Origin of the sequence: Streptomyces sp. NPDC086787, assembly GCF_044745865.1 — a bacterium.
Taxonomy (GTDB): Bacteria; Actinomycetota; Actinomycetes; order Streptomycetales; family Streptomycetaceae; genus Streptomyces.
The window spans coordinates 158,915-172,743 of record NZ_JBIVBC010000014.1 but is presented as its reverse complement, the minus strand read 5'-3'; the positions used below and the strand labels follow the sequence as shown (position 1 = coordinate 172,743).

The following is a 13,829-nucleotide window of genomic DNA, read 5'->3' as shown; positions in this document are numbered from 1 at the left end:
GTGCGGTGTGTTCCTAGACAGCTCCACCACATCGGAGGTCTTCGCCATGTTCAAGACCCACCAGTGTCAACAACGCTCGTGATCAATACACCTAGTCCCTGCGTCCGCCGAAATACCGATGATCGGTTTCCCTGGACAGGCGTGGTCCGTCCGCCCCGCAACGATTCTGCCGTCGCCGACGGCTACGCATCGGCTAAGGCCTGCGTTTGGATCAGGCCGCAGACGCGGGGCCCGGCACGCAGCGAAGCCGACTCCGACGCCGTCCAGTGGACGATCGCTGCCTACGAGACACCCGTCGGGGCCCCGTCGGCCTCCAGTTCGACGCCTTCGCTGCGCAGGCCCGCCGCAGCTCCCTGCCCACGTGGCCTTCGAGATGACGAACGGCCTGGCGCACGACTCGATCAGGACCCGCAACCGGCACCCCCACGCCGCAAGCAGGGCCGCCACACACACGCCACTCGCACCACGCCCCAGCTCGGTAAGGCGTTGACTGTTCAGGGGCGGTCAACCGGGCGCCCCTGAACGTCGGGCCGCCCGTATGGCCGCATGGCGATCGTCACCGGTGTCAGGGGGGCACTCGGCGAGTGAAGGTCGTCGGTGCGCCGAGTCCCAGTGAGTTGGGGGCGAGTCGGAGTGTCCCGTCGATCATGCTCATCGCGTAGGAGTTGCTGGACGAGCAGACCACTGTGCTGGCCGGGTCTGTGGAGTGCGGGGACTTCGCGGCGAAGTCCACGCTCCCCGCGTTCACCGCCTTCAGCTCCAGTGACTCCGTGCAGCCGTCGTTCTTGCCGTCGTCCTGGTCATGGATGTCGCTCACCTGCTGTCCCACCAACTGACCGAGCCGCCCCGCGTGCAGCGTGAGGGTGACCTTGTAGCTGTCGGTGTGCAGCCCGAACGAGTAGTTGCCGTTCGGATTTCCCGGGCCGGTGCCGACCCAGGTGCCCACCCATGAGGCCGGCAGCGCATTCGGGTCGAGGCTCGATCCGCTGACCGGCGGCGGGGTGGTCGACGCCCTGCTGCCGCCGGTCGAACCTGTGTGGTCGGAGCCGGAGTCGAGCAGGGTGTGCACCGTCAGTCCGGCCAGCGCCAGAACGGCCAGGGTGCCCGCTGTGGCAACCAGCAGGGTCCGGCGCCGTGCGCCCGCAACCGTCGGCGGCTCCGGATCCGGTGCGGGCGTCGGGTTCGGTCCGTTGCGGTGGGCCGGGTGGTCGTGCGCGGTGCGTGTCGCGGTGTGTGGGGACGGGTCCGGCGCGATGCCGGTGGCGTCTGTGTGCGGGTCGGGCGGTGCGGTGGCGGCGTCGGTGGCAGTGCCGACGGCATGGGTCAGGGAACGTGTGGCGGCCGGGTCGCCCAGCGCCGCGCGCGTGTCCGACTCTCGTGCCGCCAGTTCCGCCGGGAGGGCCGGCGGCTGCCGTAGCGCCCAGGACCCGGCCGAGCGGTCTGGTTCCGGTAGCAACTCGGCGGCCGCCCGGGCCGTCGGGCGGTCTGCGGGCTGCTTCGCCAGGCAGGCCCGTACCAGCGGCAGCAGCGCCTCGGGCAACCCCTCCAGATCGGGTTCCTCGTGGACCACACGGTAAAGCAGCGCCTGCGCGTAGGGCTCCTGGCCGGGCCGGTCGAAGGGACCACGACCGGTGGCCGCGTACACCAGTACCGCGCCCAGGGCGAAGACGTCGCCGGGCTCTGCCGAGATGCCGACGGTGGCCTGTTCGGGCGCCATGTAGCCCGGTGAGCCGATGACCCCGCCAGTCCGGGTGTGCCGGGAGTCCTCGGCGGCGCGGGCGATACCGAAGTCGATCAGCAGCGGCCGGGCCCCCGCCAGCAGCACGTTGGACGGCTTGACGTCCCGATGGGCCAGGCCCGCCTGGTGCACCGCGTGCAGGGCCTCGCACAGCTCGGCGGCCAGCGCGGTCAGACTGCCCACCGGCAGCGGACCGTACCCAGCCACCCATTCGGCCAGCGACGGCGCGGCCACGTACTCGGTGGCGAGCCACTGCGGGCGGGATCCCTCCGGCGAGAAGTCGACCACCGTGACCGTCCACGGCGAGCGCACCCGGTCGGCATGCCGGATCTCACGGGCGAAGCGCTCCCCGAAAGCGGGATCGAGCCCGAACTCCGACCGCACGGTCTTCAGCGCGAGCGGCCGTCCGGCCGGGGTCCGCGCCAAGTACACCTGGCCCATGCCCCCCCGCGCCCAGCCGCGCGAACAGCGGATACCCCCCGACCGACACCGGGTCGGACTCCCCCAGACACTCCATGCCCGAAGCCTATGATCCCCATCCCCGACTGCTCCCAGTTGGGACCCTGCCCGAGGCGACGAGGGCGCGACGGCGAGGTCAGCTCCGGGCATGCAAGGCGTGCGAGAGTGCCCTCACGCTGATGTCGATGACCGTGCGGAGCTGCTTCTGGCTCGCCCCGGTCCTGCTCATCAAGGCCAGCGACTGGTTGACCGCCGTCAGGTGAACCGCGAAGTCGTCGGCATCGCCTTCGGCCAACTGCGCGGCGTTCAAGGCGGTCCGCAGCCGCGCATGCTGAAAGTCCAGGGCTTCGGTCGCGCGTGCGGCGATGGTGGGGCTGAGCGCCGATGCCGCCATCGCGGTCTGGGCGATCAGGCATCCATCAGGTACGTCAGGGTCGCTGATGCGCTGCAGGGTGACCTCGAAGAACGCCCGTACCGCCTGGAGCGGCTCCTCGGATGCACACGAAAGCGCCTGGTCGTACCTGCTTCCGTACCGCGTGGCGTAGCGGTCCAGGCAGCGCAGGTAGAGCGAGTCCTTGTCGCCGAACGAGGAGTAGATGGAACTGCGGTTCAGTCCGGTCGTCCTGGAGAGGTCGTCGAGAGACGTGTCGGCGTATCCGGCCCGCCAGAACTGGACCATCGCCGCGTCGAGCGCGATGCCCACGTCGAACTGCTTCTTCCCGGCCATCACGCATGCACCTCGTCCTTGTACCAGCCGTTGTGGCCCCACCCATCTTATCTTGAACTGATCAGTCCAAGATGCAGTAGGCTCACAGCATGACCGACGACGCCACAGCCCCGAACCGCGCCTGCGACCAGAACCCGGTCCCCGGACTGCCGCTGCACGACCTTGCGGGTTTCACCCATCGCTGGGTCGACGCGGAAGGAATCCGGCTTCACGCCGCGGAAGGCGGCCGGCCGGCCGGACCCACCGTCGTCCTGCTCGCCGGATTCCCGCAGACCTGGTGGGCTTGGCGAAAGGTGATGCCAGGTCTTGCCGAGCGATTCCACGTGATCGCGATCGACCTGCCGGGGCAGGGCCACTCCGACCGCCCTCAAGGGAGCTACGACACGCACACCGTCGCTTCGCGCGTCCATGCCGCGCTGATCGCGCTCAACGTGCCGAAGTACTGGCTCGCCGCCCACGACATCGGGGCCTGGGTCGCCTTCTCGCTGGCCCTGAAGTACGAGGAGCGCCTGCACGGTGTCGCTCTGCTTGACGCCGGCATCCCCGGAATCACCCTCCCGGACTCCATCCCGACGGACCCCGACCGCGCCTGGAAGACCTGGCACTTCGCCTTCCACTCGGTGCCCGAACTGCCCGAGACCCTGCTCACCGGCCGCGAGCGTGACTACGTCGGCTGGTTCCTGAAGGTCAAAGCTCTGTCCCCGAACACCTTCGACGGCGCCGAGATCGACCATTACGCCGCCGCCATCGCGGCCGAGGGAGGGCTTTCGGCGTCTCTCGCCTACTACCGCGACGCCGCGGAATCAGCGCGTAAGAACCATGACGCTCTCGAACAGGGACACTTGACCGTCCCGGCCCTGGGAATCTCCAGCTCCCATGGCTCGATCCCCGACATGGCCGCCTCCATCAGCCCGTGGGCGGAGAACGCGACCGGCGTCGTCATCCCACAAGCCGGACACTTCATTCCCGACGAGCAGCCCGACGCAACTGTCGACGTGTTGACCGCGTTCATCGATCACGAGCGTGTCGAGTAGTTCGGCCCTGGCGCCCTCAGGCAGACACGATGCTGCCGGGCGGTGCGTGCAACCGCGCGGGCAAGCGAGTGAAGCAAGTGCCAGCGAACTGCGACCTCGATCGCGTCGAGCGCTGCACGAGCAGCGGCCCGGCTGAACGCGCTGCACCGGACCCGGCAAATCACCTTGATCTCAACGTGGTCCGCGAGCCAGGCAACCACCGTGTCCGCGCTGCGGTCGGGAAGCAGGTCGATCGGCCGCCGTGCTTCGACGCCGATGAGTGCGGTGCCGTACGTGGCGCCCCGGCGGAACGCGAACTCGTCGATGCCCAATACCGCGACCTGGGCGGACGGAAGGTCCGGGAGTCACCGGAGTTCCCGAGGGATCACGTCCCGACTCGTTGGCACCGGCAGGTGGGCGGCGAACCGGGCACCGGGCCGGCCACCGACGGCGCTGTTCGTCCCCACGAACACCTTGCTGAGGAACGGACATCGGGGCCACACGGGATGTCTGGAACTGGCCGTCACGAACTATCCGCAACACCCCGTCGACGAGTCGGGGCCGCTCGACCTGTCACACGGGCAGCGCGAAGTACCGGACTGTTTGCCGCGCTACGACGCGACCGGTTCAGGCCGGAAGGCGTGGTCGATGTTTTCCTCCACCCACGACCGCAGCGCGTTGAGCGGGATCGCGGCGCTCTGCCCGAGGGAGGTGAGGGCGTACTCGACGTGCAGGGGGACGGCGGGGTAGACGGTGCGGTCGAGAATGCCGAAGTCCTCAAGGCGGCGCAGCGTCTGAGTGAGCACCTTGGGGCTGACGCCTTGGAGCCTGCGCTGGAGTTCTCCGAACCGCTGGGGCCCGTCCTCGAGGGCGCCGATGGCCAGCGCGGACCACTTGTTGGCGAGCAGGTCGAGCAGCGCGCGGCACGGGCACTGGGCGGCGTAGACGTCATGGTGCGCGTGCTGGCCGCTGGGGCACGTGGTCGTCACGATCACTCTCCTCACCAGGTTACTTCCCAATGGGAAGTACTAGACCTTGAAGGTAACCATACCCCCGGGGATAGCGTCGGCGACATCAACGGGAGGGCCCGCCAAGGGCCTTCCGCAGAGTGCCATTTCAGGAGATGACGCATGTCCACAGACACGATGCGCTCGGTGGTCCAGGACGGTTTCGGCGGCCCGGAGGTGCTGCGCGTCCAGCAGGTTCCACGCCCGGCCCCACTCCCCACCGAGGTCCTGGTGCGGGTGCACGCGGCCGGGATCAACCCGGTGGACTGGAAGACCCGCGGTGGCTCCGGCATGGCCGGGGTGCTGGGTGAGCCGCCGTTCACCCTCGGCTGGGACGTGTCCGGGGTGGTGGAGGAGGTCGGCTTCGGTGTGACCACGCTGAAGGCCGGCGACGAGGTGTACGGCATGCCGTGGTTCCCGCGTGCCGCGAACGCCTACGCCGAATATGTGACCGCCCCGGCTCGCCAGTTCGCCCTCAAGCCCGCCAACCTCGACCACGTGCACGCCGCCGCCGTACCGCTGGCCGCGCTGACCGCCTGGCAGGCCGTGGTCGACACCGCTCACGTGCAGGCCGGCCAGCGGGTCCTGGTCACCGCCGCGGCCGGCGGGGTCGGCCACTTCGCGGTCCAGTTCGCCCGGCACCTCGGCGCCCACGTGATCGCCACCGCCGGCAGTGCCCGCCACCCCTGGCTCAAGGAACTCGGCGCCGACGAGACCATCGACTACACCGCCACCCGCTTCGAGGACGCAGCCGCCGACGTCGATGTCGTCATCGACCTGGTGGGCGATGCCCACGACCGGACCAGCACCCGCTCGCTCAAGGTCCTGCGCTCCGGCGGCATGCTGGTCGCCATCCCGGCCGGAGTCTCCCCCGAGCTGGCCCAGGCCGCCGAGGCGGCCGGCGTGCGGGTCACCCCGTTCCTGGTCGAGCCGGACGGAGCCGCGCTGACGACGATCGCCGACCTGATCGACGCCGGCCATGTCGCCGTCGAGGTGGAGGACACCTTCCCGCTGGAGCGGGCCGGGGCGGCCCACGCCCGCGGCGAGGCCGGTCGCACCCGCGGAAAGCTCGTTCTCACCGTCGCCAACTGACAACCCCGACAAGAACTTTGGAGTCGCACATGTACTACGAGATCCGCCGCTACCAGGCGCAGCCCGGGCGCCGCGAGGAGTGGGTGCGCTACATGGAAGACGTCGTCATCCCGTTCCAGACCTCCCTGGGCATGGACGTGACCGCCTCCTTCGTCGACGACCGGGACGAGGACGGCTACGTGTGGATCCGCCGGTTCGAGGACGAGGCCCAGAGCGAGGCCCTGTACGCCGCCGTCTACGAAAACGACCGCTGGAAGAACGAGATCGGCCCGGTCGTCCACGGCCTGCTGATCCCCGAGAAGACCGTCGTCACCCGAGTGGTCCCCACCCCCGCCTCACCACTGCGGTGACCGGCCGCGCCACTCGCGCCCGGAACGGCGCCACCCGCACAGCACAGCCGCAAAAGGACCACTGATGAGCTCTGACACATCCGCGATGTCGTTCCCCGCCTCCTCGATCACCCAGGTCGCGGCAGGCGCGCTGATCGTGGCGGTGCACACGGCCGCCGCCAGGATCGGTTTCACGGCGGCTGTCGCCGTCACCGACCCGGGCGGGCACCTCAAGGCGTTCGACCGCGCCGATGACGCCCCCTTCCTCACCACCGAGGTCGCCGTCGACAAGGCATGGACCGCAGTCTCCTTCCGCACCCCCACCCACGCGTGGAACGACTACCTCGCCAATCCGAGCATCGCGCCGCTGGGCGGCCACCCGCGTCTGATGGCGGTCGGCGGCGGCTACCCGATCATCGACAAGGGCCAGTGCGTCGGGGGCCTCGGAATCTCCGGCGGCAGCTACGAGCAGGACCAGCAGGCCGCTGAAGAAGCCCTGGCCGCGCTCGGGTTCGAGGTGCCCGCCCGCTGACCGCCCGCCCGGCCCGTACGGTCAGCCATCGCAGCCACCGAGGGCGGACCGTACGGCCTTCCGCGCTCCGGGAACAGGTCATGACCACGCGTATGCCGGACACGGCTTCGGTAAACTGGCTGCACAACTCGGCACTTCACGATCAGTCATTGCGTGAACGACCGTCAAGGAGTCTGCTCATGGCCGAGAGGTTGAGTGCGTCTCAGGACGACAGCTCGGAGAAGCCTCGGGAAGATCCCCGGAAGGATCCGCAGAGGAAACCTTCCGAATCCGGCGGAAGCCGGGGACACAGGACTACGAAGCAGCCGAGCCGGACGCCGCCGTCGCCGCCTCCCCCGCCTCCTGCCCAGGGGCGAGAGGGTAGCTGACGAACATCGAGACGATCCGGCGCGCCGAGACACATACCGCGCCCCAGGGAACGTCCTGGGCCTCCGCCGCACCGGACGCCCGGTACTTCAGCGGATCGATCAGTACCAGGTCCCGGTCCGGCAGATCGTCCGAACTCACGTTGAACGACGCGAGTCGGCCCTCGACGTACGAACCGTCCTCCAGGACGCAGCCCACGAGCGGGCTCTCTCCCGGGAACCACTTCTCGAACATCACCCACCAGGACGACATCGCCGATGAATGCGGCACGCCCGACGTCAGTGCCACCACCGCCGCCAGGGCGCATGCCGCGGACAGCAGGCCGCCCGCCCACCAGACGAGTTCGGCGTAGTGCACCTGGGCGTAGGGGGCTCCCTCACGGACCAGCCGTCCGACGTCCGGCGTGAGTTCGGGCATCAGCCCGCGCAGCACCGCGAAGACCACCAGCACGGCAAGTTCGGTGAGAATGCTGCAGAAGACCACCGCTCCGGTCTCCCGAAAGGGTGTCGGGCGACGCTCGCTGCCTTTGCGCTCACGGACGATCACGAATGTGAGGCCCGGTAACAGCAGCACCACGAGAAGAATGAGACCCGTGATGGTTGTCGGCATGACAGATCCCTGTGGTGCGGCGGCGGACGGGAGGTCCACGGTACCGTGCCGGTCCGGCTCCGCACCGGCTTCGCCGAGGGACGCTCACCCTCAGCGGGCGTCCTGCCAACGCCCTTTGGGCCTGTTCGGTCGAATACGCCCCCGGACGTGCGGGACCGCCGGTACCGTGAACGGTCGGCGTCACATGGACCGACGCGAGCATCCGTCACTTCGTCGATTCGCTGAAGGAGTGCCATGCGAAAGGCGTTGATCGTCGGCATCGATTATTACGATCACCTGGAACTGCTCACCGGGTGTGTCAACGACGCCTTCGCTGTGCGGGCGGCCGTCGAACGGAACTCGGACGGCACGCTGAATTTCGCCCTCCCCGTGGTATTGGCGGGCACAAGTACCGAACAGCCCGTCCTCAAGCGGGACCTCAAGGAGGCGGTCAGAAAACTCTTCGCGGATGACTCCGACATCGCTCTGTTCTACTTCGCAGGGCATGGATACATCGAGGACACCGGTGGCTTCTTATGTGCCGGCGACTCCGAGACGGGCGACGACGGACTGGCCCTGTCCGAACTCATGCAGATGGCGAACAGGTCTCGCGCCAGAAACAAAGTGATCATTCTCGACAGTTGTCACAGTGGTGCAGCAGGGAACAGCACCATGACTACGGGCCTCGCCGAAATCTCGGAGGGAGTCACGATTCTGACTGCCTCGACCGCCGACCAGGAGTCCTACGAGACGCCTGACGGCAGTGCAGGGATCTTCACGAGTCTGTTCGTCGATGCGTTGAACGGCGCGGCAGCCAACCTCGTGGGCGACATCACGCCCGGTAGTGTCTACGCGCACATTGATCAGTCGCTCGGCCCGTGGGCGCAGCGGCCGGTCTTCAAGACGAACGTCAAGACCTTCGTCTCGCTGAGGAAGACCGAGCCCCCGATCGCGCTGGCGGATCTGCAAGCGCTGATCACGCACTTCCCCTCACCGGACAGCAAGTTTCAACTGGACCCGTCGTTCGAGCCCGAACGGTCCTCCGGTGAGCAGGACGACACCCCGATTCCGCCACCCGACCCCGCACATACGGCCGTCTTCGCCGTGCTGCAACGATACGTGAAGGTCAACTTGGTCCGGCCAGTGGACGCTCCTCATATGTGGCATGCCGCGATGCAGAGCAAGTCGTGCGAGTTGACCGTGCTGGGGCAGCACTACTGGGCGCTTGTGGAGAAGGGGTTGATCTAGATGCCGATACATTCCGAAGGGTCGCCGGTGGCACACGGGCTGGAAGAAGCGATGGAGGCGCTGGCCGACGTAGAACATGAGAGATGGGCTCACTGGCAGCGCTACCTGCACTCCCAGTGCTCGCGTCAGAGCGACGGGTCACTCACCATCCCGGCGGAACTCGTCAGGCGCTGGGAATCGCAGATGGACACTCCGTATGCCGAACTGTCGGAATCGGAGAAGGAAAGCGACCGTGAGCAGGTCCGCCGCTACTTGCCCGTCATCACCAGGATTCTCGGACCTCTGGCCTGATCGCGGCGAGAGCGTCGCGGGCCTCACCCCAGGCCAACGCGAAGGTGAACTCCGTGCGTCGGCGCGCTCCCCAGCACAGCCACTTCGTTCCCCCGGTGTTGAGCAGGACCAGCGCACCCGTCACGTCGTTCCTGTGCGCACGCAGTTCCGCGAAGCGCGAGTGCCGCCGGGTCCCGGAGCCGCCGACCGTGGTGGTGGCGTCGATGAATGAGTGCCACCGTCTGCGCAACTCGTGCTTGGCCAGCGGCGCGAGAACGAGAGCGACAGGAACCGACGGATGTCTGTCCAGGATCTCCAACTCCCGCAACAGGCCCTCGCTGATTGCCTCCGGGGTGGCACCCACCACCACGAGGCGGGACTCGAGCACCTTGGCCTCGATCTCCGACTGCCAGTTCCGGCCCAGCCTCATACGCGCCGCGCCGATGTCGGATCTGCTCCTGGTGTCCGCGGGATGAGAAGCGGCGATCACCGGGCCCAGTGCCCAGACGTGCCGGACCGTGATCTCCTCGAAGGGCTGTCGCCAGGCGAAGCTGGCACGTTCGAGCACACTCGTCCGCGCGATGGCGCTCGACGGCATCGTCGCCGAGTCGTCGGTGAAGCTGCGGAGATAGAGCACGGGCGGCTCGGCACTGTCCTGTTGAGCGGCTTCGGCGTCCTTCAGCGCGTACGAGCGTCCCAGCCTGCGGATCAGCACCCCGCCGACCATGAGCAGCCCCGACAGCACGATCACCGCGCTGCCGGCCCCCAGGCCGACGACAGCCAGCACGACGAAGACCATCAGCGTTCCGAAGGAGTCGACTTGAAGGTACCGCCCCGTGGGCAGACCGCCGTCGATCAGGGGAGAATCGCCGAGTCCGGACAGCTGGGCGATGTAGAAGAGGAAGAAGAGGGCGAGGCCGGCCGCGTAGATCAGGAGGCTCGCCAGACCACAGCCGCGCACCACCCACGCGTGCTCGCCCCGTACGTCCCAGCGTCCGCGTACCGGACGCGGCTGCCACGCCCGCTTCAACAGGCGGCTGCGGCCGGGCAGCAGCCAGCCTCCCACGAAGGCGATGGTCAGCATGACGACCGGCTCCATGGTCAGATTGCGAGTGGCGATCAGGAGGAACAGCACGAAGAAGCCGAAGACGCGGAACATCGCCCTGACGCGGACCAGGGCGCCGAGCTTGAGGGCTGCCCGGGACACGTCCCGCCACGCGGGGTCCGCACGCCTGACGCGGTAAAAACGCCAGACGTGCCGGGTACGGATCACCCGCCAGGGCAGAATGTAGACGAAGTATCCAGCGACGGGCATCGTCAGAAGTGCCACCATGCCCTGGGAGTACTCGGGTCGCCTCAGCCTGGCTCTCTCGCCGGGCACGAGCTCGGTCTGTCGCGCGGCCATCGCGGTGACTCGCTCGGCGAGCGCTGCGAGGCGTCCCTCGGCGGGCGTACGCAACGAGACCCGTACCGCCCGGTTTCCCTGGGCGAACAACGCCTTTCTGCTCCGTGCGCCGCTGACGTAGCGCACTTCGGGAGTGAGCCAGACACCCGGCAGCGCGCGTGAGTTCGTGGGGTGCTCGAAGAAGTCGGGGTCGAACGTGTCGAACCATACGAGGGTGGCCGCGTCCCTGCTGCTCGGGCAGCGCCACACCACTGCTTGCGCCTCCTCACCTGTTCGGGACCGCCAGGTGCGCTGCCAGCCTTCGCACACGTCCATCAGCCACTTCGTCTCCGTCTTTCCCTCCCACGGCCCCTCGGACACCAGCCGCAGGGAAGAACCCGGCATCGGGTCCGTGATCACCAGCGAGGAGAGAGACGGAGGGCCATCACTCCTCGCGGGGGCCGGGGCCGCTGCACGAGCAACGCTCTGTCCGGTGACGTCGGTCAGGAGAAACAGCGACAGGAGCAGGAACAGGAGAAGCAACCCTGGTGAGAGCAGGGCACGTGTTCCCGGAGAGCGCGCCGGTTCGGAGTGCACCGTTCGAGTTCACGCCTTCCACTCGACGACCCTGGACGTGGGCGTGAGCCGAGGCTCACTCCCCCTTGCGGGGCGACGCTAGACCTGCGTGCGGGCCGCCGCGGGGCTTCGGCCTGGATCTGCTCCTCTGCCCGGGGAGAAGTACGCCGATCCGACGACCCGAGGGCGGACACCAGGCTGAGCCCAGCCAAAGAACTCCGTTGCGACGCCCCGGACCCGGGCAGCGACGTTCCCCGGACCGGCGCTCCTCCCTGACTGGCATTTCCTGCAACCACATCCTCCGTGGGCCCCGGAGCCAGCGTTGACCCACCGCCGCGGGGGCGCGGGCCGTGACCGGCGGGGGGAGGCGGAGCCCTGGTGGACGCCAAGGGACTCGGCACTCTCGCCCGAGGTGCCTGGGGCGTGTTGGGAACGTCGGCTCGGTTCTCGGGAGAGGGCGATGGGCCCGGAATCGAGACGTCCTTGACCGCGGACGGCCCGCATGTGCTGATCCGGCCGCTGATCGGCGAGAGCGGGTGGGAGAGTCCGGTGTACATCTGGACACCGACCCGCGTAGTTGGCACCGGGCCTCTTGCGCCCTGGCGGCCCGCACCCTCACCGACGCGGAGTGGAAGAAGTACGTCCGGCTGGACCAGGACGCTCCACACGCATGCGCGAAGGACTCGGTCCGCTGAAGAGGGATTCCATCCTGAATCAGCATTCCTCGGCATTCCACTGCGCGAGCGAGAACGCGGTGGGTAGTCTCAAGACGGGGCAACGCCGGGCGAGATGCCGGTGCGTCATCGTGTCCCCCTCGGGGGAGGGACAGCAAAATGCCCGGAACGGAACGACCCGCTTTTCGCGGCGACGCCGGAACGAGAGCTGTGGCCCTGCGGCTGTGGCGCAACATCGGCTGCTACGGGCTGTTCAATGTCGCGCTCCTGCTGTTCGTCGGTCTGTTGGTCACCGAGGGCGGCCCCGTGGTACTCGCGTCCTGCGTGTTCGCCCTTTTCGCGGTCGGTGTGCTCAGAATGGCGTGGCTGCTGCGGTTCACACTCCGCGTCCGTGTCAAGGAGACCGGCGACGTCGTACCGGATCTGGTCAGTTCCGGCGCGCGGTACTGTCTGATTCTGCGCCCCTTCGGGTCCGCCGGGCACATCATCGTGCGCAGCGGCAGAGGACAGCGGTCACTGACCATTTCCGGGATGAAGGTCACCTCCACGATGGAGCAGGTGGTCTCCAGAGCCTGGTCCGACACCTACGCGTCCGAGGCGTACGCGGTCGTCGACCCCAATCTCGCTCTGGCACCCGGAAGCCTCGTCTACATGCGGGCCGAGCACACCACCTGGAAGGAACCGGTCGCGCGCCTCATCGGCGAAGCGCACTCGATCGTCCTGATCCTGCCGCCGCACCAGGAGATCCGCACGTCCACGTGGTGGGAGATACGCAAGATCGTGGAGCTCCAGCGCCTTGAGCGTCTCACCGTGGTCCTGCCTCCGTACGACGTGAAAGGAAGCGGGTACGCACAGGCCAGAGACGAGCTGTGCAAGCTCCTGGCGGTGATCGAGGATCCCTTGTGTCTCGTCAATCTCCCTGAAGGCAGGGATCCAGTCATCAGCGACGAGCGGGTCGAGTACTACTCGAGGAAGGTGCTGCCCACCAACACACTGGGCGGGCATTTCTTCAAGAACGAGGGCAGCATTTTCGAGCCCCGGGACGAAGGGCCCGTCATGTTCAATTTCGGCATGGGAGTCGACCACAAATCGTCGATTCTACGAAGGAAAAGCAAGGTCAGCGAGTTCACCTATCGCGGGCTTCTGCTCGCAGCCTTCCAGTCCGATGCGGACGAGCTGTCCTGACTCAGACTTGAGAGACAAAGAAGCAAAGAGGCGTCGACGACCCTTAACCCTTACTTCTCAGAACGGCACTCGCGACAACCTCGAAGAGGCGGTCCGCGCGTGATGCGAGTGCAGGCTGATCCCCCAGCCAGGCAAGCATGGCCACCAGCGCGAACAGGTCGTCGCCGTTGATGTCGCCGCGTGCCGTTCCGGCGGACTGGGCGCGGGTGAGGAGCCGGGCACCTGCGGCGCGCAGGGTGACGCACGCCGCGTGCAGGGCCGAGTCGGTGTCCTCGATGGCGGCCGCCATCATTTCGGTCACCCCTCGGTACTCGGTCGTCCACGCGACGCAGTCACGCAGCCAGGAGACGAGAGCATCTTCGGGCGAACTCGACACCTCGTACTCGCCCGCCGTCGCTGTCAGCTGCTCGAAGCTGGTGCGCAGCAAGGCCTCGAGCAGTGCTTCGCGGGTGGGGAAGTGCCGCAGCAGCGTCGCAAGCCCGACATCCGCCCTGCGGGCCAGGTCGCGCATGGGGACGTCGATCCCGTGCTGGGCGATGGCGGTGCCTGCTACTTCGAGCAGGTGGTCGCGGTTCTTCCTGGCGTCGGCGCGCACGGGCAGACCGCCTCCTTGACTATCCGGATCAGTGGTCCATATATTC

At 67.9% G+C, this 13,829-nt stretch carries 14 protein-coding genes; 7 read left to right on the top strand and 7 right to left on the bottom strand.

The annotated features are described in order from the left end of the window. Nucleotides 1–565: 565 nt before the first annotated feature. On the bottom strand, nt 566–2,179 hold the full coding sequence (locus ACIPK3_RS27545; RefSeq protein ID WP_402573889.1) for a protein kinase: 1,614 nt from the start codon (nt 2,177–2,179) through the stop codon (nt 566–568). A 154-nt stretch (nt 2,180–2,333) separates the two neighbouring features. Continuing rightward, on the bottom strand, nt 2,334–2,924 hold the full coding sequence (locus ACIPK3_RS27540; protein ID WP_402573887.1) for a TetR/AcrR family transcriptional regulator: 591 nt from the start codon (nt 2,922–2,924) through the stop codon (nt 2,334–2,336). Between the two features lie 89 nt (nt 2,925–3,013). Between ACIPK3_RS27540 and ACIPK3_RS27535 the strand changes: the two genes are divergently transcribed. Then, a complete protein-coding gene (locus tag ACIPK3_RS27535) occupies nt 3,014–3,958 on the top strand; it encodes an alpha/beta fold hydrolase (RefSeq protein ID WP_402573885.1) in 945 nt (314 codons plus the stop codon). Here ACIPK3_RS27535 and ACIPK3_RS27530 read toward each other — a convergent pair. Further along, nucleotides 3,940–4,269: a transposase gene (locus ACIPK3_RS27530; RefSeq protein ID WP_402573884.1), complete on the bottom strand. Its 330-nt coding sequence runs from the start codon at nt 4,267–4,269 to the stop codon at nt 3,940–3,942. The two genes, ACIPK3_RS27535 and ACIPK3_RS27530, sit on opposite strands and share 19 nt — an antisense overlap. Before the next feature lie 279 nt (nt 4,270–4,548). After that, a complete protein-coding gene (locus ACIPK3_RS27525) occupies nt 4,549–4,926 on the bottom strand; it encodes a winged helix-turn-helix transcriptional regulator (RefSeq protein ID WP_402573882.1) in 378 nt (125 codons plus the stop codon). 141 nt (nt 4,927–5,067) lie between these two features. Here ACIPK3_RS27525 and ACIPK3_RS27520 point away from each other — a divergent pair, with 141 nt between their 5' ends. The 3 genes from ACIPK3_RS27520 (at nt 5,068) to ACIPK3_RS27510 (ending at nt 6,897) form a co-directional block, all read left to right on the top strand. Beyond that, nucleotides 5,068–6,036: an NADP-dependent oxidoreductase gene (locus ACIPK3_RS27520; RefSeq protein ID WP_402573881.1), complete on the top strand. Its 969-nt coding sequence runs from the start codon at nt 5,068–5,070 to the stop codon at nt 6,034–6,036. Between the two features lie 29 nt (nt 6,037–6,065). Further along, the gene (locus ACIPK3_RS27515) at nt 6,066–6,386 is read left to right on the top strand and encodes an NIPSNAP family protein (RefSeq protein WP_402573880.1); all 321 of its coding nucleotides are present in this window, start codon (nt 6,066–6,068) and stop codon (nt 6,384–6,386) included. A 64-nt stretch (nt 6,387–6,450) separates the two neighbouring features. Then, complete coding sequence (locus ACIPK3_RS27510; protein ID WP_402573879.1) at nt 6,451–6,897, top strand: heme-binding protein; 447 nt, start codon at nt 6,451–6,453, stop codon at nt 6,895–6,897. A gap of 294 nt (nt 6,898–7,191) precedes the next feature. Here ACIPK3_RS27510 and ACIPK3_RS27505 read toward each other — a convergent pair whose 3' ends face one another. Beyond that, entirely contained in the window at nt 7,192–7,872 is a 681-nt protein-coding gene (locus ACIPK3_RS27505) for a DUF6338 family protein (RefSeq protein ID WP_402573877.1), read from the bottom strand. Nucleotides 7,873–8,106: 234 nt separating this feature from the next. On the opposite strand from ACIPK3_RS27505, the gene ACIPK3_RS27500 reads away from it, so the two are divergent. Beyond that, entirely contained in the window at nt 8,107–9,099 is a 993-nt protein-coding gene (locus tag ACIPK3_RS27500) for a caspase domain-containing protein (RefSeq protein WP_402573876.1), read from the top strand. Next, entirely contained in the window at nt 9,100–9,390 is a 291-nt protein-coding gene (locus ACIPK3_RS27495) for a hypothetical protein (protein WP_402573874.1), read from the top strand. It begins immediately after the preceding gene. On the opposite strand, the gene ACIPK3_RS27490 is transcribed toward ACIPK3_RS27495, so the two are convergent. Beyond that, nucleotides 9,362–11,158, bottom strand: a complete 1,797-nt coding sequence (locus ACIPK3_RS27490) for a hypothetical protein (RefSeq protein WP_402573872.1) — start codon at nt 11,156–11,158, stop codon at nt 9,362–9,364. The two genes, ACIPK3_RS27495 and ACIPK3_RS27490, sit on opposite strands and share 29 nt — an antisense overlap. 1,055 nt (nt 11,159–12,213) lie before the next feature. Between ACIPK3_RS27490 and ACIPK3_RS27485 the strand changes: the two genes are divergently transcribed. Next, nucleotides 12,214–13,188, top strand: coding sequence for a hypothetical protein (locus ACIPK3_RS27485; RefSeq protein ID WP_402573870.1), 975 nt, complete (start codon nt 12,214–12,216; stop codon nt 13,186–13,188). 43 nt (nt 13,189–13,231) lie between these two features. On the opposite strand, the gene ACIPK3_RS27480 is transcribed toward ACIPK3_RS27485, so the two are convergent. Continuing rightward, nucleotides 13,232–13,783: a TetR/AcrR family transcriptional regulator gene (locus ACIPK3_RS27480; protein ID WP_402573869.1), complete on the bottom strand. Its 552-nt coding sequence runs from the start codon at nt 13,781–13,783 to the stop codon at nt 13,232–13,234. Nucleotides 13,784–13,829: the final 46 nt, after the last annotated feature.